We start from the raw sequence: 24561 nt of genomic DNA, 5'->3' as shown, positions 1-24561 counted from the left end.
CTCTCAAGGGGAGCGCTGTCGCTGCGACCCGCCGCGTAAGGACACTTCTGCATGCCCCGCAATCTACGCCTGCCCGCTCTCGCCATCGCCTTTTCCTGGCTGGTGGTGGGCTGCTCCTCCCAACCCACGCAACTGGATGACTTGCCAAGAACCCCACAGGCTTCAGTCGACCAACTGCTGAAGGATGCCGAAGGCGAAGCCGGCCCAGAGGCAGACCTGCTGCGCCTTTATGCCGCCCAGGCGGCCATGCAGACCGGCGACGCCGAACGCACACAACAGATTCTGCAACGCATCCCGCAAAGCAAGCTGCCCGGCGACCAACAGATTCGCTTCAGCGAACTGCAGGCCCAGAGCGCCCTTGCCCTCGGCGACAACGCTGGCGCTCAGCGCGCCATCCAGCATCCCTCCCTGCAACAGCTCGACAGCCGGCCGCTGGACGAACAGTTGCGCCTCCAGCAACTCCGCGCCGACATTTACGACGCCAACGAGCAGCCACTCGAAGCCGCACGCGAACGCATGTATATCAACAGCTTGTTGCCGGCCAGCGCGCAAACCAACAATCAGCAAGCCATCTGGGACAGCCTCGCCAACGCCAGCACCGCCGACCTGCAAAGCGCGGCCAATAGCGCCACCGGTGAATTTGCCGGCTGGGTGCAACTGGCGCTGATCAATCGCCAGAATGCCAATCTGGATCTGCAGGTGCAGGCATTGCAGGCCTGGCGCGAAACCTATCCGAACCACCCTGCCAACACGAAGCTGCCGCAAGCCATGGAGCAGTTGCAGGAATTGCAAGCCAGCCGGCCTACCCATATCGGCCTGCTGCTACCCTTCAGCGGCCCACTCGCCAATGTGGCCCAAGCCCTGCGCGATGGCTTTCTCGCCGCCCAGTACCAGGCGCAAAGCCAGGGCATAGAGCAGCCCGAAGTCACTCTGTACGACAGCACTCAGTATGTGGATGCCCTGCAAGCCCTGAATCAGGCCAAGGCCGAAGGTGTGCAGTGGATCATAGGGCCGTTGGAGAAGGACAAGGTCGCCTATCTGGCCGGACTGCCCGAACTGCCCCTGCCGGTGCTATCGCTGAATTACAGCGAACAGCCCAGCAACAACGCGCTTACTTTCTATCAGTTTGGCCTGGCACCGGAAGACGAAGCCCGCTCCGCCGCCAACCGCGCCTGGGAAGACGGTCGCCGCCGCATGGCAACGCTCTCGACCAACGATGACTGGAGCCAGCGCGCAACCCAGGCCTTCAAACAGCAATGGGAGTCGCTGGGCGGGCAACTGCTCGGACAGGAAATTGTTGACCAGCCCGCTACCGTCGCCAACCAGATGGGCGAACTGCTGAAGATCCGCCAGAGCGAACGTCGCGCCAGCACCATCCAGAGCATTCTCGGCGACGTCAAGGCGCAACCGACGCCGCGCCAGGACCTGGATGCCCTCTTCCTTGCCGCTACCCCGTTACAGGCCAGACAGATCAAGCCGACGCTGGCATTCCAGTACGCCGCAGAGCTTCCCGTCTATGCCACTTCACACTCTTATCAGGTTGACCCAAGCGGCACCCAGAACGCCGACCTGGACGGCCTGTTGGTGGCCGAGACGCCCTGGCTGCTCGAGCAGGACGATCCGCTCTATCAGAGCGTTACCGCCAACTGGCCGCAGGCTTCCGGCGCACTGGGCCGTCTCTATGCCATGGGCATAGACGCACAGCGCATCTTCAGCCGCTTGCCGCAGATGCGCCAGTATCCAGATACCCGCATCGACGGTGCCACCGGGCTACTGTCATTGGGCCAGGGCGGACGCATCCAACGAGATCTCGCCTGGGGCGAGATCGAGGATGGTCGGCTTGCGCCTGCAACGAGCGACAACGCCTTCTGATGCTGCGCTTTACCGCCCGCCAGCGCACCGGCAATCAGGCCGAGGCACTGGCGGAACAAATCATGTTGGACGCAGGTCTCAGCTGCCTTGCCCGCAACTACAAATGCAAGCTCGGCGAGCTTGATCTGGTCATGCGGGACGGGGATACAGTAGTATTTGTCGAAGTGCGTTACCGGCGGCAAAACCGCTGGGGTGGCGCAGCAGAAAGTGTCAATCAGCCAAAGCAGCAACGCGTCATCCTGGCTGCCCAACATTTTCTTCTGACCCACCCGAAACTGGCTAACCGCCCCTGTCGCTTCGATGTTATTGCCGCCGAAGGCAATCCCGCGGATCCCGCTGCCTACAACTGGATCCGAGAGGCTTTCACTTGCTAGCGAGTTCCCCTATGGACATGCAACACAGAATCAGACAGCTGTTCACCGACAGCATTGAAACCAAGACCCGCGCCATGGAGGTACTGGGGCCCAGTATCGAACAGGGCAGCCAATCGATGGTCAATGCCCTGCTCAACGAAGGCAAGATACTCACCTGCGGCAACGGCGGCTCGGCCGGCGATGCGCAGCATTTCTCTTCCGAGCTACTCAACCGATTCGAGCGCGAACGCCCCAGCCTGCCCGCGATCGCATTGACTACCGACGCATCGACCATCACCTCGATCGCCAACGACTACAGCTACGAAGAGGTGTTCTCCAAGCAGATCCGCGCCCTGGGGCAGCCCGGCGACATTTTGCTGGCGATCTCCACCAGCGGCAACTCCGCCAACGTCATGCAGGCCATCCAGGCCGCGCATGACCGCGAAATGCTGGTAGTCGCCCTCACCGGTCGCGACGGCGGCGCCATGGCCTCTCTGCTGCTGCCAGAAGACGTGGAAATACGCGTCCCGGCCCGCTCTACCGCGCGCATTCAGGAAGTCCACCTGCTGGCCATCCACTGCCTGTGCGACCTAATAGACCGTCAACTTTTTGGGAGTGAAGAATGACCCGTATTCTCGCGGTAGCCCTGGCCGTCATGCTGTCAGGCTGCACCAGCGTACTCACCGCCGCCCGTGACACCCCTATCGAAGATGATCGTGGCACCCGCACCCTGGGCAGCAGCATTGACGATCAGTTCATCGAAACCAAGGTCTCGGTTAACGTCAACAAGGCCCACCCCGACATCGAGAGCCAGGGCCGCATCTCGGTAACCAGCTACAACGGCGTGGTATTGCTGGCTGGCCAACTCCCCCGTCAGGAGCTGATCCCGCTTGCTGGCGAAGCCGCGAAGAACACGCAAAAGGTAAAAGTGGTGCATAACGAGCTGACTGCCAGCAGCCCGCTGTCGTTGCTCGCACGCAATCAGGATGCGCTGATCACCACCAACTTGAAAACCCGTCTGCTGACCGCCAGCAATATTCCCGGCAGCCGCATCAAGGTGGTGACCGTAGCCGGCGTCGTCTACCTGATGGGCCTGGTAAGCCAGAACGAAGCCGCATTGGCGGTCGCCGAGGCGCAGCAGGTTGGTGGGGTGCAGCGCATCGTCAAGCTTTTCGAGTATATCTGACCGATAGCAGCAACATAAAAAACGCCACACCCCACTCGGGATGTGGCGTTTTTTATAGCTCATGCAAGGCCCCGTTACAGCGCCGTTACTTGACCACCTTGAGCGCAGGCCTGCCGCTGTCTGGTTTACTGGCTGGCCTGGCAGCAGCACCTTTGCCGGCTGTATCGCCCTCACCATCACTGGGTGGCGGTGTTACCGGCTCGATCTCGAAGACCATACCCTGACCGTTCTCTCTGGCGTAAATCGCCATCACTGCTCCGGCAGGAATCCAGACCTGTTGCGGGACCCCACCAAAGCGACCATCAAAGCAGATACGATCATTGTCCATATCCAGCTGACGCACCGCACTCGGCGATAGGTTGAGCACAATCTGCCCATCCTCGACAAAGCCCTCGGGTACCGCAGTCTGGGGAAAGCCGGCATTGACCAGCAAATACGGCGTGCACTGATTATCCAGAATCCAATCATACAGCGCTCGAATCAGGTAGGGGCGACTGGAAGTCATCTCCGGCATGCCTTGCTCCTCTGGTTGCGTCGAATGAGTTACTGCATTTCCTTCTCGGCAGCAGACAGACTGGCAATGAAACCTTCGCGCTGGAATACGCGGTCCATATAGTCCTGCAGCGGTTTCGCCTGCTTGGGCAGCTCGACACCCAGCTCAGGCAAACGCCAGAGAATCGGTGCGATACAGCAATCCACCAGACTGAACTCTTCACTCATGAAGAACGGCATCTCGGTGAACACCGGAGCCACTCCAGTCAGGCTTTCACGCAACTCCTTGCGCGCCTTGGTCACCGCGGCCGGTGCGCTCTTGGCATCGACAATGACATCCACCAGACGGCACCAGTCGCGCTGCACCCGATACATCAACAAGCGGCTGTTGGCGCGTGCGACCGGATAAACCGGCAACAACGGCGGATGCGGAAAACGTTCATCCAGATATTCCATCATGATATTCGGCTCATAGAGCACCAGATCACGATCCAGCAGCGTGGGAACACTGTTGTAAGGGTTTGTTTCTGCCAGTTCCTGGGGGTGATTATCTGGCTCTACATCGACCACATCGACGGTCACACCCTTCTCCGCCAGTACGATACGTACACGGTGGCAATAGTGATCACGCGGGTCTGAGAAAAAAGCCATTGAGGAACGCTTGTTGGCGGTGACGCCCATAAATCAACCCTCATCCTTTAGCGGACTGCGGCAAGCACGCTGAATGCAGCATGTAACTCAAAAAACGCGGGACTCAGCCCGCGCACACGAAACGGCATTATACCCTAGAAACAAGTGCGCGCCCCAAAGGGCGCGCACCAATCATCAGCAAATACCGGCTATCAGTGAATGTCGCGCCAGTATTCACGCTTCAGCAGATAGGCAAAGACGAACAGGAAGGCCAGGTACAGCAGCACATAGACACCAATGCGCTGGCGCTCAAGCTTGACCGGGTCCGCCGAGTAGGCGAGGAAGGTAACCAGGTTGCGAACCGTAGTATCAAACTCCTCTTCGGTCTGGGTCCCGGTATCCGGCACGATAGTCAGCACATCACACTGCTCTTCCTTGACGATATCGCCAGTCAGAGTGTCGCGCATGACCTTGCCATCGTGATTCTTCACCGGCATGGCCTTGCAACCTACCACCTGACGACCCTGCAGTTCGGCCAGCACATTAGGCATGCCCACATTGGGGAACACCTTGTTGTTGACCCCCAGCGGGCGCTGCGGATCTTCATAGAAGGTACGCAGATAGGTATACAACCAGTCGGCACCACGCACGCGCGCAACCAAAGTCAGATCTGGCGGCGCAGCGCCGAACCAGGTCTTGGCGTCATCGTGACGCATGCCGTTTTTCATGTGCTCGCCGATCAGTGTGCCTTCGGTGAAGACCAGGTTGTCCAGCATCAACTGCTCTGGTATCCCCAGGTCGTTGGCTACGCGCTCATAGCGCTGATACTGAGTAGCGTGGCAACCCATGCAGTAGTTGACGAAGGTCCGCGCACCATCCTGCATGGCGGCCTTGTCGGTCAGATCGATATTCGCCTCATCCAACTCAACGCCGTGGCCACCAGCGGCCATGGAAACCACCGGCACCAGCGCTAGAAACAGGGCAATCAATTGTTTTTTCATCAGCCAGTAACCCTCTCCGGAACCGGTTTGGTCTTCTCCATGCTTGTGTAGAACGGCATCAGGATGAAGAACGCGAAATACAGTACGGTACAAACTTGCGACAACAGCGTCAGCGCCGGAGTGGACGGCACCGCGCCCAGAATCCCGAGGATCACGAAGACCACGCAGAAAAGGAACAGCGCAAGCTTGCTCATCCAACCCTTGTAACGGATTGAACGAACCGGGCTACGGTCCAGCCAGGGCAAAACGAAGAGAACCGCAATAGCGCCACCCATGGCAACCACGCCAGGGAACGCGGAGCCGGCAATCGAAGGCACCGCACGCAGAATTGCGTAGAAGGGCGTGAAGTACCAGACCGGCGCAATGTGGTCAGGCGTCTTCAACTGGTTGGCAATTTCAAAGTTCGGCTTCTCGAGGAAATAGCCACCCATCTCCGGGAAGAAGAACACAATGGCACAGAACACGAACAGGAAGACCACAACACCGACAATGTCTTTAACGGTGTAGTACGGGTGGAAGGCGATGCCATCAAGCGGCTTGCCATTCTCGTCCTTGAACTTCTTGATATCGATACCGTCAGGGTTGTTGGAGCCCACTTCGTGCAGCGCGATGATGTGCAGCACAACCAGGCCCAGCAGAACGATCGGCAGCGCGATAACGTGCAGCGCGAAGAAGCGGTTCAGAGTGATACCGGAGATCAGGAAGTCGCCACGTACCCATTGCGCCAGATCCGGACCGATGAACGGAATCGCACCGAACAGGGAGATGATCACCTGAGCACCCCAGTAGGACATCTGACCCCAAGGCAGCAGGTAACCCATGAAGGCTTCACCCATCAGCACCAGATAGATCAGCATACCGAACAGCCAGATCAGCTCACGCGGCTTCTGATAAGAGCCGTACATCAGGCCACGCAGCATGTGCAGATACACCACCACGAAGAACGCAGATGCGCCGGTCGAGTGCAGGTAACGCAGCAGCCAGCCGTATTCCACATCACGCATGATGTACTCAACGGAGGCAAAGGCACCGTCGGCGGAGGGCTCGTAGCTCATGGTCAGCCAGATACCGGTAACCAGCTGATTAACCAGCACCAGCATGGCCAGCGAGCCGAAAAAGTAGAAGAAGTTGAAGTTCTTGGGTGCGTAGTACTTGGTCAGGTGATCTTCCATCACCTGATTGACGGACATCCGCTCGTTCACCCATTGCATCAATTTATTCATCAGGCGCTCTCCTGATCCACGCCGATCACGATTACGTCATCAGACTCATATGAATAGGGCGGTACCGGAAGATTCAGGGGCGCAGGCTGGCCCTTGAAGACGCGACCGGACATGTCATAGTGAGAGCCGTGGCAAGGGCAGAAGTACCCACCTTTCCAGTCGGCACCCATGTCGGCAGCGGCCACTTCCGGCTTGAACAGCGGGGAGCAACCCAGGTGGGTACATACGCCCATCACTACCAGCAGCTCAGGCTTGATCGCGCGCGTCTTGCCATCCACATAGGCCGGCTGAACGGAAGCCTGGGAGTTGGGATCGGCAACAACCGAGTCCATCTCGTCCAGGACCGCAATGGCCTCAGGGGTCCGATGCGAAACAAACACGGGCTGACCGCGCCATTCGACAACGATCTGCTGACCCAGCTCGATCTTGCTGATATTCACCTTTACCGGCGCACCAGCCGCCTTGGCTCGGGCGCTGGGGAACCAAGCCCCCACGAAGGGGACTGCGGCCCCTACTGCTCCGGCGGCACCAACCACACTCGTGGCGGCCACCAGGAAGCGACGCCGGCCATTATTCACGCCGTCATTACTCATCCAGTCGTCTCCCATCAGCTAATTTCTGGACCTTTTCAGAAGGCCTTTTGAAGTGTTGAACAGCCTGCACAAAATGAACCCGATGGTAATGAAAAACCCCTTTTTTGACAAGGTGATATCCACTCCCAGCACGGCCGACACTATACCGAATTCGCGCCCAATCAGGGACTTGCATCTAACCATAGCAGGCGCGACACCTTGCCGCAGATACGAAAACGCCCGGCACTCCTTCCGGAGCCCGGGCGTTTTGCAGCGCAATACGAGATTAACGCTTGGAGTACTGCGGACGCTTACGCGCCTTGCGCAGACCGACTTTCTTACGCTCAACTTCACGAGCGTCACGGGTAACATAACCCGCCTTGCGCAGCGCACCGCGCAGGGTTTCGTCATACTCCATCAGAGCACGAGTGATGCCGTGACGGATGGCACCGGCCTGACCGGAGATACCGCCGCCACTGACAGTCACATAGATGTCAAACTTCTCGGTGCTCTCGGTCAGCTCGAGCGGCTGACGAACAACCATGCGAGCGGTTTCGCGACCGAAGAAATTCTCCAGACTGCGATTGTTGATAGAGATATTGCCAGAACCCGGACGCAGGAATACGCGAGCGGTGGCAGTTTTACGACGGCCAGTGCCGTAGTTTTGTGTCGCCGACATGGTGAACTCCTTAGATCTTCAGTTCTTGGGGCTGTTGTGCAGCATGCGGATGAGAAGCGCCTTTGTAGACCTTCATCTTCCGGTACATTGCACGACCCAGGGGGTTCTTGGGCAGCATGCCTTTGACAGCAGACTCGATAACACGCTCAGGGGCGCGCTGGATCAGCTTCTCAAAGTTGATGGACTTGATACCACCCGGGAAACCGGAGTGGCTGTAGTACATCTTGTCCTGAACCTTGTTACCGGTTACGTGAACTTTCTCGGCATTGATGATGACGATGTAGTCACCGGTATCAACGTGAGGGGTGTATTCGGGCTTGTGCTTGCCGCGCAGACGTGAAGCAACTTCGGTTGCCAGACGACCCAGAGTCAGACCACTGGCGTCGACGACGTACCAATCACGTTTTACGGTTTCAGGTTTTGCGCTGAAGGTTTTCATTAATCCTAGCCTCAGAGGCCGCTTTCAAAAGAAGACGGCAAATCTTACAGAGTGAAATGTGTTTTTACAAGACAACAAAGCCTAGAACAGACACTCAGTGGGGGCTGCGTGGGTCTGGGTGGCATCTGTGCTGTAAACAACAACGACAGGCTAGGCATCCTGTCGAAAGTGGCGGGCATTATGCCAAGGCTTTGAAAAAATACAACCTTTATTTGGAATCATGGTCAATAATGAGCCCAGATTTCGGCAACCAAGGAGCACACCATGCAATACCGCCCGCTCGGCCGCAGCAACCTGAAAGTCAGCGCCCTGTGCCTCGGCACCATGACCTGGGGCGAGCAGAACTCGCAAGCGGACGCCTTCGCGCAGATCGACCGTGCCCGCGATGCCGGCGTCAACTTCATCGACACTGCCGAAATGTACCCGGTACCGCCCAAGGCCGAGACCTATAGCGCCACTGAAAGCATTATCGGCAACTTCTTCAAGGAGCGCGGCCAGCGCGACAAATGGATACTGGCCAGCAAGATCGCCGGCCCAGGCAATGGCTTGAGCTATCTGCGCGACGGTCGCACCCGTTTCACTCGCGAGCACATAGACAGTGCCATTGATGGCAGCCTGCAGCGTCTGCAGACTGATTATATAGACCTGTACCAGCTGCACTGGCCTGACCGACGCACCAACTTCTTTGGCCAACTGGGCTATCAGCACCATATAGATGATGAACTAACACCCTTTGAAGACACTCTGGAAGCCCTGGATCGCCAGGTGCAGGCCGGCAAGATCCGCCACATCGGGCTGTCCAATGAAACACCCTGGGGCGTCAGCCGTTTTCTGCAACTGGCCGAGGCGCGCGGCTGGCCGCGGGTGGTGTCCATCCAGAACCCCTACAACCTGCTGAACCGCACCTACGAAATCGGCCTGGCAGAAATGTCGCTGCGCGAACAATGCGGGTTACTCGCTTACTCTCCACTGGCCTTTGGCGCCCTGACCGGCAAGTATCTGAATGGCCTCAAGCCCGAGAAGGGCCGGCTGACACTCTTCAGTCGCTTTACTCGCTACAGCAATCCGCAAGCCCAGAAAGCCTGCGCCCGTTATGTGCAACTGGCACGCGATCACGGTCTGGACCCAGCGCAGATGGCGCTGGCCTTCGTCACCCGGCAACCCTTTGTGACCAGCAATATCATTGGCGCCACCAACATGGATCAGCTCAACCGAAACCTGAGCAGCGTCAACATGGGGCTTACCGACAGCGTACTGCAAGCCATTGCCGAGATTCATCAGAGCCAGCCCAACCCGGCACCATGAGCAGTTAGTGGACAGTCTGTGTGCGTGCCAGCGGGCGAACACACAGACTTGACCCCACCCCGAAGACAGGTGAGACTCCGCGCAGAACAAGCCATTTCAGCCATTACTGGCGCATTTATCACACAAGAATACCTGCATGATCGTACCCACAACGCCGCTCCCCACCCTTCAGCAGGTTGTCATTCTGGCGACGGATTGCACCATCGCTTCCACCGTGATGCATGCGAAAGATTTCTTTTATATGGCGAGCCTGAATGACGGCCGGTTGCGCGGACTGGGGCTTACTCCCAGCTTCACCACGCTGATCGCCGCCCCCGACGAGCGCCCTGCTCTGAGCTTCAGTCAGGACGTCTTTCCGACCCAGGCATGCCTTGAACAAACAGAACCCCAGTTGATAATCCTCCCGGCCTTCTGGGGTAATTTCGATGAATTGCTGGCCCGCTATCCGGGGGTGCTGCCCTGGTTACGTCAGGCCCATGCCAGGGGGGCTCTCATCGGCGCAGTGGCCAATGGCGCGTTCTGGGCCGCTGCTGCAGGACTGCTTGACTACCGTGACGCCAGCACCTACTGGCGCTACCACGACGATTTCAGCAAGCGCTTTCCGCTGGTCAACTTGCAGCGCGACAAGCATCTGACCGATGCTGGCAGCGTCCTTTGTGCCGCCGGCATCAGCTCGGGGCGCGATCTCTTCGTGCATTTGGCCGAGCGACTGTGCGCGCCGGGCGTAGCGCAAACGGTAGCGCGGGATGTGTTCTATGAGGTGCAGCGCAACTACACGCCGGGCGTGATCGGCTTCGGTGGGCAGAAAATGCATCAGGATCTGGCCATATTGCAGATCCAGCAATGGCTGGAGAGCAATTTTGCCGAGAAGTTTCGCTTCGAGGATGTGGCCAGCCGCCACGGCATGAGTATCCGCAACTTCATGCGCCGCTTCCAGCAGGCCACCGGCGACAAGCCGCTACAGTACCTGCAGCGACTGCGCATCGAGATGGCGAAGAACCTGTTGAGCACCAGCCCCCTGAGCATCAAGACCATCAGCTACGACGTCGGCTATGAGGACGCGAGCTTCTTTGCCAGGCTGTTTCGCCAGCATACCCAGCAGTCACCCAACCAGTACCGGCGCCAATACCAGCACCAGCCCGATTAGCCGTCGCTGCTTAGGGCTTGTGAGCGCGGGCCAGAAACTCGTGTGACTGCATCTCCAGCAGCCGGCTCAATGTACGCTGAAACTCGAACTCCAGCCGGCCACCGGTGTAGAGGTCCTTCAGCGCCACTTCGGCGGAGATGATCAGCTTGACGTTGCGGTCGTAGAACTCATCCACCAGATTGATGAAGCGCCGTGCCATGTCGTCCTTGGCGGTACCCATCTGCTCGACATTGGCAATCAGCACGGCGTGGAATATGCGCCCCAGTTCGATGTAATCGTTCTGGCTGCGCGGCCCATCGCAGAGGGCGCGAAACTCGAACCAGGCGACGTCCTCGCAGACTCTCAGCGAGGGGATGCCACGGTTCTCGATCATCAGTACTTCAGCTTCGACCACCTCCTCCATGTCCGGCACCAGACTGTCGAAACTGCGGCGCAGGCTGATATCCGCCTCGCTGTCCAGCGGCCAGTGATAGAGCTCGGCCTGCTCCAGCGCGCGCAGGCGGTAATCCACGCCGTTGTCGACGTTGACCACCTCTGTCTGTGAGTTCAACAGCGCGATGGCGGGGAGGAACCGCGCCCGCTGAAGCCCATCCTTGTAGAGACCGTCCGGCACTATGTTGGAGGTCGCCACCAAAGTCACACCCTGGGCGAACAGCTCTTCCATCAGACTGCCAAGGATCATGGCATCGGTAATATCGGAAACGAAAAACTCGTCGAAGCAGATCACCCGCGCCTCCTTGGCAAACTGCGCCGCAATCAGCTTGAGCGGATCCTTGTTACCCTTCAGGCTGCGCAGCTCCTGGTGAACGCGCTGCATGAAACGGTGAAAGTGCGTACGCATCTTGCGCTCGAAGGGCAGCGCATCAAAGAAGGTATCTACCAGATAGGTCTTGCCGCGGCCGACACCGCCCCAGAAGTACAATCCCTTGACCGGCTCGGGCTTCTTGCCACGCAAGCGCCCCAACAGACCTGGCTTGAACTGCTCGCTGGCGACCAGTTCATCGAACAGGCGCTGCAGATGGCGCACTGCCTTTTCCTGGGCTGGATCATGAAAAAAGTCCGGACGCTGAAGGTCCGCCTTGTAACGCTCAAGGGGAGACATACGCTGTTACCAAAAGGGATTGCGACGGGGGCGATACTCTACTCGCCCGCCTGCCCCTTGGCAATCAAGCGCCCAGGTGCTGCTCGACCGCGCTCTTGAGCGGTACCAACTGGCCGTGGAAAAAGTGGCCGGTATCGGCGAAGCGCACTACCTCGGCCGTGCCTTCGTCGGCGAAGGCAGCAAACACCGCCTGCGGTGCAACCACCTCATCGGCCTCACCCATCATCACCACGACCGGACCGCCCATGGGCTTGAGATCCGCAAAGCGCTGCTTCTCCACCGAGGGCGCCACCAGCACCAGACGATCGGGCCAGGTGGGCAATGCGCTGGCCGCTGCGGCGGCCACATAACCGCCAAAGGAGAAGCCCATCAGCCACAAATGCTGCATCTGCAATGCGTCCCGCGCCCAGGCAATCACTGCCAGGCAATCCTGCACTTCGCCCACACCATAATCGTGTTCACCCACGCTGCCACCCACGCCACGGAAGTTGAAACGCAGCGTGCTTGCGCCGCTGTCGCGAGCTGCACGCATCAAGGTATGTACTACCTTGTTCTGCATGGTACCGCCCTGCACCGGGTTGGGATGACAGATGATGGCTACCAGCCCGACGCGCTCCCCGCGGGTAAGTACGGCCTCCAGCGGTCCAGCTGGTCCGTCGATGATCAGTTGCTCTTCGCCTGGACGGCTCATGGCATTCTCCGTGACTGTTGCTGCATGGATGACGTCGCACTTGTGGAACTGCACGCACTGGCAGCACTCCAACAGTATTCTGAACTCTGCCTGTCGCGACTGGCAAGGAGTCGGGCGTGCACCGGCCCTGCGCCGGGCGCTCCGCGCCGAACCCCCTGGTAGCCACGTGGACAACCGAGATAGACACTAGCCTTGGCCATGAAATGTCGTTACCGTAACACCATGCTCTGACAGCAAAAGTGCGATTGCCTGGCAGCACCAACCGAAAGATGAGGGACCCAAGGTGGAAGCAAGCGAGAACCTGTGGATAGCAACAGCCATTGCCCTGGCAGTGGGAATCGTCGTCGGCGTTGTACTGGCGCAAATTTCCCGTCGCGTCAGCGGCGGTCATTCATCCAGCGCGCAGGCGCAGCTTGAAAGTCTGCAGCTGCGTTTCGAGGAATATCAGCAGGAGGTCGCGGCGCACTTCAAGACCACTGCCAACCTGGCTGGCCGTCTGAACCGCAGTTATCAGGACATCCAGGAGCACCTGACCCATGGCGCCCTGGAACTGGCGCCCGATGACATGACCCGGCAGCGCCTGCTCGCCGCCCTGGACCAGGATGCACCGATCGCCCCAAGTGGCCGCAAGCACGGTCAGGACGAGGCAGCCTTCGATAGCCTGGAGCCGCCCCGCGATTACGCCCCCAAGGATAGCGGCGACCCCGGTACCCTTTCGGAAAATTACGGCGTCAAGCGCAAGCCTTGAGGCCATCGCCCGCGTGCCGTTTTGCGCGGGCCAACCACACCATGCCCTCCATGCCGCCATCAGCGTCCTCCTTTCTTACCCTGCCATCCGATCCCGCAGACAAGCTACGTATTTGCGGCGACTGGACACTGAGCCATTACAGCGAATTACGGCGGCTGGTCAACGCAGTGCCGCAGGCGCAGCGCCAGAGCTTCACTCAGGTTGATCTCAGCCAGTTGGCGGGGCTGGATACCGCCGGCGGTCAGTTGCTGGCCGAACTGCTTGGCCCCGATCAGCTGCAACAGCTCAGCGAAAGTAATCCCGACCTGGCGCGCGAACGTCGTACGCTGTTGCAGCGCATCGCCAGCAGTTGCTCCGACCAGCCCGAGCAGGAGCGCAAAGAACCGCTGCTGTTGATTGCCTTGCTCGAGCGTATCGGCGCTGCCATGCAGGGTTTTTACCAGCATGTACTAGAGTTGCTGGGCTTTATCGGTCTGACCCTAAGCGGCTTGGCGCGCAATCTGTTGCGCCCCGGCAGTTGGCGGCTTACCGCCGTGGTAGCGCAGATCGAACAAACTGCCTTCAACGCCATACCCATAGTTGCGCTGCTGACCTTCATGGTGGGTGCCGTGATTGCCTTTCTTGGTGCCACAGTGCTCGAATCCTTTGGCGCGAGCATCTATACCGTCGACCTGATCGCCTTTTCCTTTCTCCGCGAATTCGGCGTTCTGCTCACCGCAATCCTGATGGCGGGGCGCACAGCCAGCGCCTTTACCGCGCAAATTGGCTCAATGAAAGCCAACGAAGAGATCGACGCCATCCGCGCCCTGGGTCTCAATCCGCTCGACATACTAGTGCTGCCGCGCGTGCTGGCGCTGCTGGTAGCCATGCCGGCACTGACCTTTATCGCCATGCTATCCGGCTTGCTCGGCGGCGCCGTGGTTTGCGCCCTGTCGCTGGACATCTCCCCGACCATGTATCTGAGCATGCTGAACGAGAACGTAGAAGTCAGCCACTTCCTGCTTGGCATGGCAAAGGCGCCAGTATTCGCTGTGCTGATCGCGGTCATTGGCTGCCTTGAAGGCTTCAAGGTCAGCGGCAGCGCGGAGTCGGTCGGCGAACACACCACCTCCAGCGTGGTGCAATGCATCTTCGTGGTGATTCTGGTGGATGCGTTGGCTGCCCTTTTCTATATGGAGATGGGCTGGTGAGCGAGCAGACAGACCAACAGCGCCCCCTGGTAGAAGTCCGCGGCCTGGTCAACCGGTTTGGCAGCCAGACCATTCACGATCAACTGGATCTGGATATCTACCCGCGCGAGATACTTGGCGTGGTCGGCGGCTCCGGTACCGGCAAGTCGGTACTGCTGCGCTCCATTGTCGGCTTGCGGCGACCCAACGCCGGCACTGTTACCGTCTTTGGCAAGGAGCTGCAAAGCCTCTCGCCGCAGCAGCGCTCCGAGCAGGAGCGCCGTTTTGGCGTGCTGTTTCAAGCTGGCGCGCTATTTTCCTCGCTCACCGTGCTGGAAAATATCGCCCTCCCCTTGATAGAACACGCCGGCCTCAGCCGCGCCGACGCCGAACACCTGGCTCGCATGAAGGTAGCCCTGACCGGCCTGCCGCCGGAAGCAGGCGATAAATACCCATCCATGCTCTCTGGCGGCATGGTCAAACGAGCCGCCCTGGCCCGCGCCCTGGCACTGGATCCGGACATCCTGTTTCTGGATGAGCCCACGGCTGGCCTCGACCCCATCGGCGCCGCCGCCTTCGACCAGTTGATCAAGACCCTGCGTGATGCCCTGGGTCTGAGCGTATTTCTGGTAACCCACGACCTGGATACCCTGTACGCCATCTGCGACCGTGTTGCTGTACTATCGGAAAAGCGCGTACTGGTGGCCGATAGCCTGCAGCGGGTCAGCGAAACAGACAACGCCTGGATCCAGGATTACTTTCATGGACCGCGCGGCCGCGCCGCGGCTGCCAGCCAAAATGCCCTTATTCCGGAGTCCGAATAGATAATGGAAACCCGTGCCCATCACGTGCTCATCGGTTTGTTTACCGTGCTATCGGCACTCGCCGCCATCGGTTTTGCCATCTGGTTGAGCAACTCCAGCGCCAACAGCGAATATCGCTACTACACGGTGCTGTTCAAGCAGGCGGTAACCGGCCTCTCCCGCGGCAGCGCCGTCCAGTTCAGCGGCATTCGTATCGGTGAAATTACCCAACTGACGCTGGACAAGGAGGATCCACGCAAGGTTCGCGCGCGCATTCGCATCGATCCCAGCGTACCTATCAAGGAAAGCACTCGCGCCAGCCTGTCGTTCACCGGCATTACCGGCAATTCGGTAATAGAGCTCAGCCACGACGACCCCAACAGCCCGCCCCTTACCAGCAAGAAGGGCGAAGACCCGATCATCTATGCCAGGCCATCTGCAATCTCCAGCCTGCTGGCCAACGGTGAAGATCTGATGACCAACATCAACCGGCTGGTGGTCAATGCGCGCGACATTCTCTCGGAAGAAAACGTCGAGCATCTCAGTCAGACCCTGGAAGGCCTGCATCAAGCTACCGACAGCATCAGCTCGCCGGACGGCAATCTGCAGCAACTGTTGGTCGAACTGACCGAAACCAGCCGCGCCGCCAAAGCCGCGCTGGAGCAAAGCACTGCGCTGATCAATAACGCAGACCGGCTACTGACTGACCAGGGCGCGCAAACCCTCGACAGCGCGGAAGAGGCCATGGCTTCTGTCGCTGAATCCAGCGCCACTCTGGAGCAGATTCTCGTGGATAACCAGGCTGCTTTTTCCAGCGGCATGCAGGGCCTTGGCCAGCTCGACCCGGCAATCAATGAATTACGCTCCACCCTCGCCGAATTGCGCCTGCTGACGCGCCGCCTGCAGGATGACCCTGCCCGCTTTTTGCTGGGCCGTGAAAACAAACAGGAGTTTCAACCATGATCCAGCGTCGCACCCTGCAGCTGAGCGCAGCCCTGCTGACACTGAGCCTGGCCAGCGCCTGTTCGGTTCTGCCAGAGGCCGAACCCATCACTTTTTATAACCTGCCCAGCCCGCAGCTTGCGCCCAGCCAAACCCAGCCGCTGCAATTGTCCTTGCGCATCATTACGCCGGATGCCAGTTACGCGCTGCAAGCGCCCCGCATCATGGTCAGCCCGGACGAGAACACGGTAAACAGCTACCAGGGCGCGCGCTGGACCGACCCCAACCCCGCATTGCTGCGCGAACACCTGATTCAGGCTTTCCAACAGGACGGCAGCTTCCGTACCGTCAGCAACGACACCCAGGCACTGGAGGCCGACGTACACCTGTACAGCGACCTGCGCCAGTTCCAGACGGTGTATCGCAACGGGAATCCGGAAATCGCCATCACCATGGATGCCAAGCTGGTCGACCCGGCCACGCGCCAGGTGATCAGCGGAAAGCATTTCCAGGTAACCCGGCAACTCGACAGCCCTCAGGTACCGGCGGTGGTCGAAGGGCTCGGGCAGGCGTCCGACGAGCTGGCTGGCGAGCTCATCAGTTGGAGCCGTCAGGCCCTGGCCGACATGAACGCCACCCAGGTAGCGCAGCCGAACTAGCCGGCTGCAGCGGTTGCCGCGCCCAGCGCGACTGCAACTTCACGCCCTCACTAGTTCGGTCGCAGCACCGCGCGCTCGCGAAACAGCGCTGAGGTGCGCACGGTGACGTCGCTCTGAAAGGCCTTTTCGTAATCCACATCCAGCACATAAGCCTTGGCACGCAGGCGAATGGCCAGGCGTTCGGCAACCGGCACCTCTTCGATGGCGAAGGTGACCGGCTTTTTCAGATAGGCATAACGGCTGGTGACTATGACCTGGCGGGCGATGTCCTGCGCTTGCTGAATATCAGCATCCAGGGCCAGATGAAAGTCGGTGACCACCATCATGTCCATCGCCCCCAGGTTGCCGGATGCGACGACATCGGTAATGAAGCGCGAATTGGGGATGGTGACTATGTTGTCGTCCAGGGTACGCAGTCGCACGGTGCGCAGAGTGATCGCCATGATCTCGCCGTAGACGTCATCAAAGGTCACCCGGTCCCCGACCTGGAACGGCCGGTCAAACAGCAGTATCAAGCCCGAGATCAAGGACGCAGCCACATCCTTGAGAGCAAAACCTACCGCCACTGCGGCCGAGCCGCCAATGGCAATCAGAAACTCCTGGGGCGGACGCAGCACGCCCACTACCAGCACCACTGCACCGAAGATATAGAGCATAAAGCTCAACAGAGTGGTGAGCTGCATGATGGCGAAACGGCGCGAGGGGAAGCGCGTCATTACCCGCCCCATCGTGTTGCGGATGAACCAGTTGATCAGCCACAACACGAAGATGCAGACGAACAGCAGGAGTATGGTGCCGGCGTTGAACATATCCACGAAAGTGGATAACTGGTCAGTCGGATTGTCATCATTCATGCAACAGGTTCTTCCTGGCCAGAAGCCTCATGAGGGAGGGATACCAGAGCGGCACTACGCGATAACGCTTGTTCTCTGCGCGTTGAATGAAGCCGCCATGCAGCCCGGTCTTCAGTGCAGTGCGTACCACGCGCTCCGGCAGTGCGGTAACCGAGACCAGCTCGGCACTGGTCATGTTTTCGTGAATCATTATTGCGGCATAGACAAAATGCAGATCGTTGTCCAGTTGCTCCAGCGGCGTGGCAGATACCTCATCCGGCAGGCCCACCACGACGGTGTTACCCTGCAGATAAATGGAACCCAGCCATAGCCTCAACGCCAACAGCGGATTACCCTGACAGGCATCCCATAGCAGGCTGAAATACAACTGCTCGGCATTGCGAATATTGCCTGCCTCGGGCCCGCGTGCCGCCAGCAGAATATCGTCGTAGCGGATCTTGTAGCCGCTCAGGTGATTGCGCGACAGAATCAGCGAGCGTATATCGTTCTGCGACCAGGGCCGCGTCGTGCGCACTTTGCGGAACTGGTAGTCGCGACCGTATATATTGCTCAGGTAGGCCCAGCCCTGATTATTGATTACCAGCAGCCAGAACAGGTTTTTGGTGCGGGCATTGACCAGCGCCAGCAGCGTCTCCCAGCCGGCCAGGCCGCCCACCCGACGAAGAAACAGGTTCTGCGCATTGTCCAGAATAACCAGCGTGGGAGATCGCTCGGCGTCGCTATGCACCAGCGCAGCCGGACCGGCCGCCAGATCAGTCTGAAGCAACTCACCCAGCAGGCTCGCCACCTCGTCGGCCGTCGTTACCTTGCCGGGCACCTCGCACAAGCGCAGTTGCAAATGGGGTTGCTCCTGCGCCAGATCCTGCGTTAGTTGCTTCAATACAGAGGATTTGCCGGCGCCACGCGATCCGGTAAGCAGCAACGAATTATCAGTGCCGTCATCGTCCAGCCAGTGACTCAGGTCTTTGCGCACATGCTGGTATAGCCCTGAGTCGATAAAAGGTACGTGCTCGCTATCGCTCTGCCCAAACCACTGCGCATACTCGGCCTGCGCCTGAGGGTCGACCGTCAGTTCGGCTGGCGGCGTGTCGATTGCAGCGGCGCGCAGCTTGAAACTGCGCGCGAAAAGGCGGCGATACCAATCGTAGTCGAACAGCGTCTTGTGCAAAAAACTGGCGAGCAGTGCAAGCAACAGCGGCGGCGCGGCAAAGGGCGCGGTCAACAGAAAATAGCGCTGGCTCAGCAGCAGATCCACTGCGCGATCACAGCGCGAGGGCAGTACCGATTTCAGTGCTTCAACAAGATCCTGCCGCCGACAGCGCAGCAACAACCCCAACGCCAGCAAGAATCCCAGCAGGCAGAGCCACTCGCAGATATCCAGCACCCGGGAAGGACCTACACCGAGCGCAACAAAATCCCTCAGCAGCAGCAATAGCACCACCAGACCGGCCGATACCCTGGCCGCCTGTTGCACCTGCGTCAGTTGCTCCTGATTGAGAAAGCTGCCGGCCTGCTGCGCGATACGCTGCAGCAGCCATTCACCCGCCAGGCAGAGCAGTCCGTACAGAATGAACAGACGAGCCAGCGGTATCAGCAAGGTCAGCAGCGCCAGGTGGTGGTGCGTGTAGATCTGATACAGCAACTGCAAGCCCAGCAGGGCGAGCAGCCAGGGCAACAACAAGGGCAGACTTGCGGTTATCCGGCTGATCCTTGCCGCTAGCCGGCGCCTCCGGCTCCAATGCGCAAAACGACTCTACAACTGGGCGGCTGGCCTGGCACTACCGCGCGCCAGCAACACCAGCACAACCGCGGCCAGAGCGCCCAGCAGGTACTCGCCAGCGGTCGCCCAGAGCGAGGTGATGCCGCTATCGCCGCTGGTATGGCGGTAGCTCAGCTGCACATCGCTGAGCAGCCAGCGCAGGCGCGTGGTAAACGCGCGCAACTCCCTGGCCAACAGGTCGCTTGTGGCACGCGCATCGAGCTGCGCAAAGGCGCTGGCATGTTCCTGCCACAACCAGCTACGCACGTCATTGATGGCGTTGCGCTGCACCAGCACGTCATGCTGGGCCAAGCGAAAGAAGTCCGACAGCAACTGTTGCTGATCTGCCGACAAGGCAAGCAATATCTCGGCCTCCGGCATCTGGCTCAAGGGCCTTATCTCATACGCCGTGCTCCAGAGTGAAAGCAGTTCAGCTATGCGCCCGGGGGTGGCTTCATGATGGAGCGCAGAGAGCTGCGTGAAGAACTCGCGCCGCAGCTCACTCAGTTGCCGCTGCACCTGCTCGGCCGTGTTGCGAGCAACCAGGCTCGCAGAGCCGTGATCAGCACCTGTAGCAGCACGCAGGGCTTGCGCCTGAGAGGTCAGACGCTGCCGCGATTGCCAGACCCGGCTCAGCGCGTCGCGCGCGGCGTCCGGCTGATCCAGCCATACCGCCTGTTGGCGACCAAGTCGCTGTTGCGCTCGCAGCAGGCCTGCCCTTGCGCTTTGATATTGATCTTCGAGCGAAGGGCAGTCGATCTGCTCCGGCCAGCGCCCTTGCTGCAGTTGCGCGGAGGTCTGGGCAACCGCCTGCGCCAGGCTCAAGTCGGCAGGAAACTGATCGGAATATATGGCATCGAACACCCGTTGCTGGGCATTGATCTCGGCGCGCTCACGCTCCAGCGAGCGTAACAGGCTGGTTTCTTCACGGCAGTCGGTGAAATCGATGGCAGCAAGCGCCACCCCCGCTTTCAGTAGCAGCAAACAGCCACAGAGCAGCAACCAGAGAGTTCGCTTCAAGACCCTATCGCCCCTGATGTCTAGCGGTCGTACAGCTCCGCTAGCTGCACGTACCAACCCCGAGATCCATCCCTGACAGGAGCAAAAGGCCGGCAAGGGCCGGGCTCTGAATGGTACCGGACATGAGTAAAACTATAGCTGCGCTTGCGGCATTTGCTGTGTTTTCAATGCGCTGGCAAAAGCCTGACCAGCGCAACCATAGACGCAGGCTAAAGCGGCAGATGAGCAAAACAATCCTTGCTCATGAGCACATCCGCCCGGTGCACCTGCGCCGGAAAAGCCAGAATCCTATTCATCCGCGCCAGATCACGAAATATATCGCCCCCGGCACCTTCTACGTGTGCCTGGCGCCCGGCCAAATCAGGGAAGGCTTCGAAAATAGCGAAGGTGGTAGACGCCAGGCGTACCGCAAACCATGGCCCCGTCGCCGGCTCGGTTTCCACCGCATTGCGAATGTCGCGCAACATCTGCGCAACCTCTTGCTCTTTGCCCGGTAGGGCCTCGATGTGAATATAGAATGCCTTTCGCCCTTCCGCGCCCTGTTCGCCCAGCACCTGTACACCGGCGTGACTGCACGGGGCGGACGTGGCCGATGGCTGCTGACTGGCGACGCCGGGGTTGATGGTCTTTTGCATGAATATCTCCGTCAGTGATGAGGTGTCGCATCACTCTAATCGCAGGCGCGCGACCTGAGATGCCGGAAGATCGTCAAGCTTTGCCTGATTGTCCAGACGAGCTTTACCCACCCAAAGCGGACGGCGCACAATGCGTCATGCCCGAAACTCTTCTGCAGGCCGTCGATAGCTACGCTTCGTACCATGCCAACGCCAATGGCCTGGCCCGTACACCGGTGCCGGGGCTCACCCTGGTGCGTAGTGCCACCATCACCCAACTGGAGCACGCCGTGGCCCGCCCGCTGTTGTGCCTGATACTGCAAGGCGGCAAGCAGGTGACTATTGGTGCGGCGCTACACAGCTTCAAGGCCGGCGACAGCATGCTGCTGGCCAGCAACATGCCAACCGCCAGCCGCATTGTGGGCGCCAGCCGCCGCCTGCCCTATCTGGCCGTAGCACTGGATCTGGATATTGGCTTGGTGACCGAGCTGACACTGGTCGGCCGCGGCCAGTCAGTCCCGCCGCCGGAGCGCGCTTTGGCCGCCACCGAGCTGAAAAGCGCATTGCACCGACTGGTGCGGGCGCTTGACCACCCGTCCAGACTGGCCGCACTGCAGAACGGACTGCTGCGCGAAATCCACTATTGGCTGCTGCTTGGCCCGCAAGGTGAGAAGGTGCGCCAACTCGGCTTGCCAGACAGCCACGCGCGGCGCATTGCACGGGCAGTTGCACTACTCAGGGCCAACTACCAGTCCCGCGTGCCCATCGCCCGATTGGCCGCTGCTGCCGGCATGAGCCGCTCGGCCCTGCACCAGCACTTTCGTGCTACAACCTCACTCTCCCCGCTGCAGTTTCAAAAGCAGCTGAGACTGACCGAAGCGCGGCGATTGATCCAGACAGAGGGTAAAACGGCAAGCCGCGCCGCCTTTGACGTGGGTTATGAAAGTATCTCGCAGTTCAACCGCGAGTACGCCAGGCTGTTCGATCTGCCACCAATGCAGGACAAGCGCGCGGCAGCGCAAAGGCTCATTGATTGAACGCAAAAGGCCGCCAGGATTTCCCCTGACGGCCTTGGCATCAACAGCGCCACCTAGGCGGCGGCGCAGCGACTTACCAGCTATAGCTCAGCTTGGCCGTGATTTCGCGGCCCGGATTGTAGTAATCCGCAGTGCCGGAGCCGACGACATACTGATCATCCAATATGTTGCTGACGTTGATCGCCAGATCCGTTCCCTTGACGAGTTGGTAGTTGAAGACCGCGTCAAACAGCGTGGCGCTATCACTCTCGCCGGTATCGTTGAAATCGTTAAAATAGTAAGCCCCTAAATAACGGGCACCCAGGCCAACGCTAACATCCGATCCTGGGACACTATAATAGCTCCAGAGCGAGGCCGAATGCTTGGGCACGGAGACAAGCTCGTTGCCCTCGATCGAGACCACGTCGTACCCCGCCCCATTCCATACCTGCAGGGCACCTCTAAGCACCTCTGTGTCCATGTAGGAATAGCCGCCAACCAAACTCAAGTTGTCAGTTAGCTCGGCCTTGGCTTCCAGGTCGAGGCCACGCACGCGCTGTTCGCCCACGGTCTGCTGGTCGATGAGCCCACCGGGCTGCACAACCGCCGTGGCAACATCATCCTGTGTAAGCTCGTAGACAGCAGCAGAAAATAACGCGTTCATCGCCAATGGCGAGTACTTCACGCCCAACTCGTACTGCTTGCCTCGCTCCGGGGTCACGTCTACTTCAGGCGGGGACACAGACTCGACCACACTAACATAGGTGGAAACCTGGTCATTCACGATGTACGTTAGTGCACCGCGGAAAGAGTTCTCTGAGAAATCATTCGAAGATTTTTCCGCGAGAAGGTGATCGTTCTGTGACAGATCCATTGAGTCATTGCGCATACCAACAGTGAAAATGAAACGCTCGTAAAACGACAGGTTTTGCTGCAGGAACACGGACTTGACGGTACTGTCCTGATCCTTGTTTTGATAAATGATTGCAGGTGAAACACCGCTGAATACCGGGCTCGTAACGTCTATTGGGTCGGCAGCGCCATATACGGACACGTTCTCGGCAGTGGTGTCGAGATATTCCACCCCTACGTTAGTGCTGCTATCGATGTTCTCGAAGCGCACATCATACTGCAGCATTACATTACCGTTGAACTGCTCGGCCTCGCTGTGAGAACCCAGGTAGCCACGGTCGACCACAGAACCTGTTCGCCCAGCGTAATCATTAATATAGACATAGCCGTACTGATCGCTCAGGTCACTATGGCGCAGATTGCTGCGCAGGGTGAATCCGTTGTCGAAATCGTGGGTGAAGCTGGCGCTGATATTAGTGCGTTCGACATCGTGGAAGTTGTAGCTCGGTTCACCGAAAAACTCGTCGCGGTCATACTCCCTGTCTTTCGGATAGCCCCCACTGTTGGGTGTGCTGTCCTGATTCAGGTAATCCAGAATCACCGTGGCCGAGGTGAATGCTGTTGGCTCCCAGGTCAGGCCACCCATGACAAACTCATTGTCATCACGTGAGTAGTCGTATTCCCGTTCGCTGTCCTGGATCTTGCCGGTAAGGCGATAGGCCAGTGTCTTTTCGTCGTTCAGCGCGTCACCTACGTCAATGCCAGCTTCCTTATGATCAAAGGAGCCGTAGGTCACAAAACCCTCGCCGAAGCTCTCGAAACGCGGACGCTTGCTGACGAAGTTGACCGAGCCGCCCGGATCGGCAGGCCCGAAGAGCGTGGAGTTGGCCCCGCGCAGCACTTCAATACGCTCGTAGGCGAAGGGTTCTTCACGCACACCGCGCATCGAGCCCAGCGTCAGACCATCACGATAGGTAGTGGCCTGGAAACCGCGAATGGTGAAGTAGTCGTTACGGTCATCGGTACCGTAATAGTCAGTGATGACGCCTGGCGTGTACTGCAGCACTTCTTCGGTGGTACTGGCGCTGCGCTGCTCGATTTCCTTCTGGGTAATGACGGAAACCGAAGCAGGTGTATCCAGGATGCTGGTGGCCACCTTGCCGCCAACCCAGAGCTCCTGCGCAACCACAGAGTTGGCATCATCATCCGCCGCCACCTGAGCATTGACGATAACCGGCGCCAGGCGATAAGCCTGCTCTTCATCGGCGTTGTCTGCTTCCTGGGCGTTCACGCTCAGCGGCACAGCCATCAGCGGCGCGCAAAACAGCAGAGCGCTAGCGGTATGCTGCCAGGGGGTCCGTAGTTTGTTAACGCCGATTTTAGTCTCAGTCATGCTCAAGTCCTTGGTGATCAGAAAATATCAGCCGTTCGCC

At 59.3% G+C, this 24561-nt stretch carries 26 protein-coding genes; 12 read left to right on the top strand and 14 right to left on the bottom strand.

Annotated elements, in window-relative coordinates; all coding sequences use genetic code 11:
• Positions 1 to 51 precede the first annotated feature (51 nt).
• From V7756_RS02400 to V7756_RS02385, 4 genes are read left to right on the top strand one after another with little or no spacing between them, the layout of a single operon-like run.
• Positions 52 to 1872 (top strand): penicillin-binding protein activator, encoded by a 1821-nt coding sequence (locus V7756_RS02400; RefSeq protein WP_335608557.1) that lies wholly within the window; start codon positions 52 to 54, stop codon positions 1870 to 1872.
• Positions 1872 to 2246 (top strand): YraN family protein, encoded by a 375-nt coding sequence (locus V7756_RS02395; RefSeq protein ID WP_335608556.1) that lies wholly within the window; start codon positions 1872 to 1874, stop codon positions 2244 to 2246. The genes V7756_RS02400 and V7756_RS02395 overlap by 1 nt, the downstream gene beginning before the upstream one ends.
• Positions 2247 to 2257: 11 nt before the next feature.
• On the top strand, positions 2258 to 2851 hold the full coding sequence (locus tag V7756_RS02390) for a phosphoheptose isomerase (RefSeq protein ID WP_335608555.1): 594 nt from the start codon (positions 2258 to 2260) through the stop codon (positions 2849 to 2851).
• On the top strand, positions 2848 to 3411 hold the full coding sequence (locus tag V7756_RS02385) for a BON domain-containing protein (protein WP_335608554.1): 564 nt from the start codon (positions 2848 to 2850) through the stop codon (positions 3409 to 3411). The genes V7756_RS02390 and V7756_RS02385 overlap by 4 nt, the downstream gene beginning before the upstream one ends.
• A gap of 85 nt (positions 3412 to 3496) precedes the next feature.
• Here V7756_RS02385 and V7756_RS02380 read toward each other — a convergent pair whose 3' ends face one another.
• The 7 genes from V7756_RS02380 to rplM form a co-directional block, all read right to left on the bottom strand.
• Positions 3497 to 3916, bottom strand: a complete 420-nt coding sequence (locus V7756_RS02380; protein WP_335608642.1) for a ClpXP protease specificity-enhancing factor — start codon at positions 3914 to 3916, stop codon at positions 3497 to 3499.
• Positions 3917 to 3954: 38 nt separating this feature from the next.
• Entirely contained in the window at positions 3955 to 4584 is a 630-nt protein-coding gene (locus V7756_RS02375) for a glutathione S-transferase N-terminal domain-containing protein (protein ID WP_335608553.1), read from the bottom strand.
• A gap of 161 nt (positions 4585 to 4745) precedes the next feature.
• Positions 4746 to 5534 (bottom strand): cytochrome c1, encoded by a 789-nt coding sequence (locus V7756_RS02370; RefSeq protein WP_335608552.1) that lies wholly within the window; start codon positions 5532 to 5534, stop codon positions 4746 to 4748.
• Positions 5534 to 6757: a cytochrome b gene (locus V7756_RS02365; protein WP_335608551.1), complete on the bottom strand. Its 1224-nt coding sequence runs from the start codon at positions 6755 to 6757 to the stop codon at positions 5534 to 5536. Before V7756_RS02365 ends, V7756_RS02370 begins: the two co-directional genes overlap by 1 nt.
• Positions 6757 to 7350 carry a ubiquinol-cytochrome c reductase iron-sulfur subunit gene (gene petA, locus V7756_RS02360; protein ID WP_088274914.1) on the bottom strand — a complete coding sequence of 198 codons (594 nt, stop codon included), beginning with the start codon at positions 7348 to 7350 and terminating at the stop codon, positions 6757 to 6759. Before petA ends, V7756_RS02365 begins: the two co-directional genes overlap by 1 nt.
• Before the next feature lie 265 nt (positions 7351 to 7615).
• On the bottom strand, positions 7616 to 8008 hold the full coding sequence (gene rpsI, locus V7756_RS02355) for a 30S ribosomal protein S9 (RefSeq protein ID WP_228245774.1): 393 nt from the start codon (positions 8006 to 8008) through the stop codon (positions 7616 to 7618).
• Between the two features lie 10 nt (positions 8009 to 8018).
• Positions 8019 to 8447 carry a 50S ribosomal protein L13 gene (gene rplM / locus V7756_RS02350; protein ID WP_088274787.1) on the bottom strand — a complete coding sequence of 143 codons (429 nt, stop codon included), beginning with the start codon at positions 8445 to 8447 and terminating at the stop codon, positions 8019 to 8021.
• 264 nt (positions 8448 to 8711) lie between these two features.
• Between rplM and V7756_RS02345 the strand changes: the two genes are divergently transcribed.
• A complete protein-coding gene (locus V7756_RS02345; protein ID WP_335608550.1) occupies positions 8712 to 9752 on the top strand; it encodes an NADP(H)-dependent aldo-keto reductase in 1041 nt (346 codons plus the stop codon).
• 136 nt (positions 9753 to 9888) lie between these two features.
• Positions 9889 to 10899 (top strand): GlxA family transcriptional regulator, encoded by a 1011-nt coding sequence (locus V7756_RS02340; RefSeq protein ID WP_335608549.1) that lies wholly within the window; start codon positions 9889 to 9891, stop codon positions 10897 to 10899.
• 10 nt (positions 10900 to 10909) lie between these two features.
• Here V7756_RS02340 and zapE read toward each other — a convergent pair whose 3' ends face one another.
• Positions 10910 to 12001 carry a cell division protein ZapE gene (gene zapE, locus V7756_RS02335; RefSeq protein ID WP_335608548.1) on the bottom strand — a complete coding sequence of 364 codons (1092 nt, stop codon included), beginning with the start codon at positions 11999 to 12001 and terminating at the stop codon, positions 10910 to 10912.
• A gap of 64 nt (positions 12002 to 12065) precedes the next feature.
• On the bottom strand, positions 12066 to 12692 hold the full coding sequence (locus V7756_RS02330) for an alpha/beta hydrolase (RefSeq protein WP_335608547.1): 627 nt from the start codon (positions 12690 to 12692) through the stop codon (positions 12066 to 12068).
• A 283-nt stretch (positions 12693 to 12975) separates the two neighbouring features.
• Here V7756_RS02330 and V7756_RS02325 point away from each other — a divergent pair, with 283 nt between their 5' ends.
• From V7756_RS02325 to V7756_RS02305, 5 genes are read left to right on the top strand one after another with little or no spacing between them, the layout of a single operon-like run.
• Positions 12976 to 13440, top strand: a complete 465-nt coding sequence (locus V7756_RS02325) for a YhcB family protein (protein ID WP_335608546.1) — start codon at positions 12976 to 12978, stop codon at positions 13438 to 13440.
• A gap of 41 nt (positions 13441 to 13481) precedes the next feature.
• On the top strand, positions 13482 to 14630 hold the full coding sequence (locus V7756_RS02320; RefSeq protein ID WP_442908941.1) for an MlaE family ABC transporter permease: 1149 nt from the start codon (positions 13482 to 13484) through the stop codon (positions 14628 to 14630).
• Complete coding sequence (locus V7756_RS02315; RefSeq protein WP_335608544.1) at positions 14627 to 15433, top strand: ABC transporter ATP-binding protein; 807 nt, start codon at positions 14627 to 14629, stop codon at positions 15431 to 15433. The genes V7756_RS02320 and V7756_RS02315 overlap by 4 nt, the downstream gene beginning before the upstream one ends.
• 3 nt (positions 15434 to 15436) lie before the next feature.
• The gene (locus tag V7756_RS02310; protein ID WP_335608543.1) at positions 15437 to 16375 is read left to right on the top strand and encodes an MlaD family protein; all 939 of its coding nucleotides are present in this window, start codon (positions 15437 to 15439) and stop codon (positions 16373 to 16375) included.
• Positions 16372 to 17013, top strand: coding sequence for an ABC-type transport auxiliary lipoprotein family protein (locus V7756_RS02305; RefSeq protein ID WP_335608542.1), 642 nt, complete (start codon positions 16372 to 16374; stop codon positions 17011 to 17013). Before V7756_RS02310 ends, V7756_RS02305 begins: the two co-directional genes overlap by 4 nt.
• A 50-nt stretch (positions 17014 to 17063) precedes the next feature.
• On the opposite strand, the gene V7756_RS02300 is transcribed toward V7756_RS02305, so the two are convergent.
• From V7756_RS02300 to V7756_RS02285, 4 genes are all read right to left on the bottom strand, one after another.
• On the bottom strand, positions 17064 to 17867 hold the full coding sequence (locus V7756_RS02300) for a mechanosensitive ion channel family protein (RefSeq protein ID WP_335608541.1): 804 nt from the start codon (positions 17865 to 17867) through the stop codon (positions 17064 to 17066).
• Positions 17860 to 19548 (bottom strand): ATP-binding protein, encoded by a 1689-nt coding sequence (locus tag V7756_RS02295; protein WP_335608540.1) that lies wholly within the window; start codon positions 19546 to 19548, stop codon positions 17860 to 17862. The genes V7756_RS02300 and V7756_RS02295 overlap by 8 nt, the downstream gene beginning before the upstream one ends.
• A 72-nt stretch (positions 19549 to 19620) precedes the next feature.
• Positions 19621 to 20646, bottom strand: a complete 1026-nt coding sequence (locus V7756_RS02290; protein WP_335608539.1) for a hypothetical protein — start codon at positions 20644 to 20646, stop codon at positions 19621 to 19623.
• A 209-nt stretch (positions 20647 to 20855) separates the two neighbouring features.
• Positions 20856 to 21281, bottom strand: coding sequence for a putative quinol monooxygenase (locus tag V7756_RS02285; protein ID WP_335608538.1), 426 nt, complete (start codon positions 21279 to 21281; stop codon positions 20856 to 20858).
• A 137-nt stretch (positions 21282 to 21418) separates the two neighbouring features.
• Here V7756_RS02285 and V7756_RS02280 point away from each other — a divergent pair, with 137 nt between their 5' ends.
• The gene (locus V7756_RS02280; protein ID WP_335608537.1) at positions 21419 to 22297 is read left to right on the top strand and encodes an AraC family transcriptional regulator; all 879 of its coding nucleotides are present in this window, start codon (positions 21419 to 21421) and stop codon (positions 22295 to 22297) included.
• A 73-nt stretch (positions 22298 to 22370) separates the two neighbouring features.
• On the opposite strand, the gene V7756_RS02275 is transcribed toward V7756_RS02280, so the two are convergent.
• Positions 22371 to 24437, bottom strand: a complete 2067-nt coding sequence (locus tag V7756_RS02275) for a TonB-dependent siderophore receptor (protein WP_335608641.1) — start codon at positions 24435 to 24437, stop codon at positions 22371 to 22373.
• Between the last annotated feature and the right edge of the window lie 124 nt (positions 24438 to 24561).

The organism is Halopseudomonas sp., from assembly GCF_036961105.1.
Classification (GTDB): domain Bacteria; phylum Pseudomonadota; class Gammaproteobacteria; order Pseudomonadales; family Pseudomonadaceae; genus Halopseudomonas.
This window is presented reverse-complemented; position numbering and strand designations above follow the sequence as displayed.

Excerpts from the sequence above, each read along its gene's own strand:
- V7756_RS02275 (WP_335608641.1), bottom strand. The coding sequence starts at position 24,437 with ATGGCTGTGCCGCTGAGCGTGAACGCCCAGGAAGCAGACAACGCCGAT.
- V7756_RS02320 (WP_442908941.1), top strand. The coding sequence starts at position 13,482 with ATGCCCTCCATGCCGCCATCAGCGTCCTCCTTTCTTACCCTGCCATCC.
- V7756_RS02285 (WP_335608538.1), bottom strand. The coding sequence starts at position 21,281 with ATGCAAAAGACCATCAACCCCGGCGTCGCCAGTCAGCAGCCATCGGCC.
- zapE (WP_335608548.1), bottom strand. The coding sequence starts at position 12,001 with ATGTCTCCCCTTGAGCGTTACAAGGCGGACCTTCAGCGTCCGGACTTT.
- V7756_RS02340 (WP_335608549.1), top strand. The coding sequence starts at position 9,889 with ATGATCGTACCCACAACGCCGCTCCCCACCCTTCAGCAGGTTGTCATT.
- rpsI (WP_228245774.1), bottom strand. The coding sequence starts at position 8,008 with ATGTCGGCGACACAAAACTACGGCACTGGCCGTCGTAAAACTGCCACC.
- V7756_RS02370 (WP_335608552.1), bottom strand. The coding sequence starts at position 5,534 with ATGAAAAAACAATTGATTGCCCTGTTTCTAGCGCTGGTGCCGGTGGTT.
- petA (WP_088274914.1), bottom strand. The coding sequence starts at position 7,350 with ATGAGTAATGACGGCGTGAATAATGGCCGGCGTCGCTTCCTGGTGGCC.
- V7756_RS02380 (WP_335608642.1), bottom strand. The coding sequence starts at position 3,916 with ATGACTTCCAGTCGCCCCTACCTGATTCGAGCGCTGTATGATTGGATT.
- V7756_RS02375 (WP_335608553.1), bottom strand. The coding sequence starts at position 4,584 with ATGGGCGTCACCGCCAACAAGCGTTCCTCAATGGCTTTTTTCTCAGAC.
- V7756_RS02300 (WP_335608541.1), bottom strand. The coding sequence starts at position 17,867 with ATGAATGATGACAATCCGACTGACCAGTTATCCACTTTCGTGGATATG.
- V7756_RS02400 (WP_335608557.1), top strand. The coding sequence starts at position 52 with ATGCCCCGCAATCTACGCCTGCCCGCTCTCGCCATCGCCTTTTCCTGG.
- V7756_RS02330 (WP_335608547.1), bottom strand. The coding sequence starts at position 12,692 with ATGAGCCGTCCAGGCGAAGAGCAACTGATCATCGACGGACCAGCTGGA.
- V7756_RS02345 (WP_335608550.1), top strand. The coding sequence starts at position 8,712 with ATGCAATACCGCCCGCTCGGCCGCAGCAACCTGAAAGTCAGCGCCCTG.
- rplM (WP_088274787.1), bottom strand. The coding sequence starts at position 8,447 with ATGAAAACCTTCAGCGCAAAACCTGAAACCGTAAAACGTGATTGGTAC.
- V7756_RS02280 (WP_335608537.1), top strand. The coding sequence starts at position 21,419 with ATGCCCGAAACTCTTCTGCAGGCCGTCGATAGCTACGCTTCGTACCAT.
- V7756_RS02385 (WP_335608554.1), top strand. The coding sequence starts at position 2,848 with ATGACCCGTATTCTCGCGGTAGCCCTGGCCGTCATGCTGTCAGGCTGC.
- V7756_RS02365 (WP_335608551.1), bottom strand. The coding sequence starts at position 6,757 with ATGAATAAATTGATGCAATGGGTGAACGAGCGGATGTCCGTCAATCAG.
- V7756_RS02390 (WP_335608555.1), top strand. The coding sequence starts at position 2,258 with ATGGACATGCAACACAGAATCAGACAGCTGTTCACCGACAGCATTGAA.
- V7756_RS02395 (WP_335608556.1), top strand. The coding sequence starts at position 1,872 with ATGCTGCGCTTTACCGCCCGCCAGCGCACCGGCAATCAGGCCGAGGCA.
- V7756_RS02310 (WP_335608543.1), top strand. The coding sequence starts at position 15,437 with ATGGAAACCCGTGCCCATCACGTGCTCATCGGTTTGTTTACCGTGCTA.
- V7756_RS02305 (WP_335608542.1), top strand. The coding sequence starts at position 16,372 with ATGATCCAGCGTCGCACCCTGCAGCTGAGCGCAGCCCTGCTGACACTG.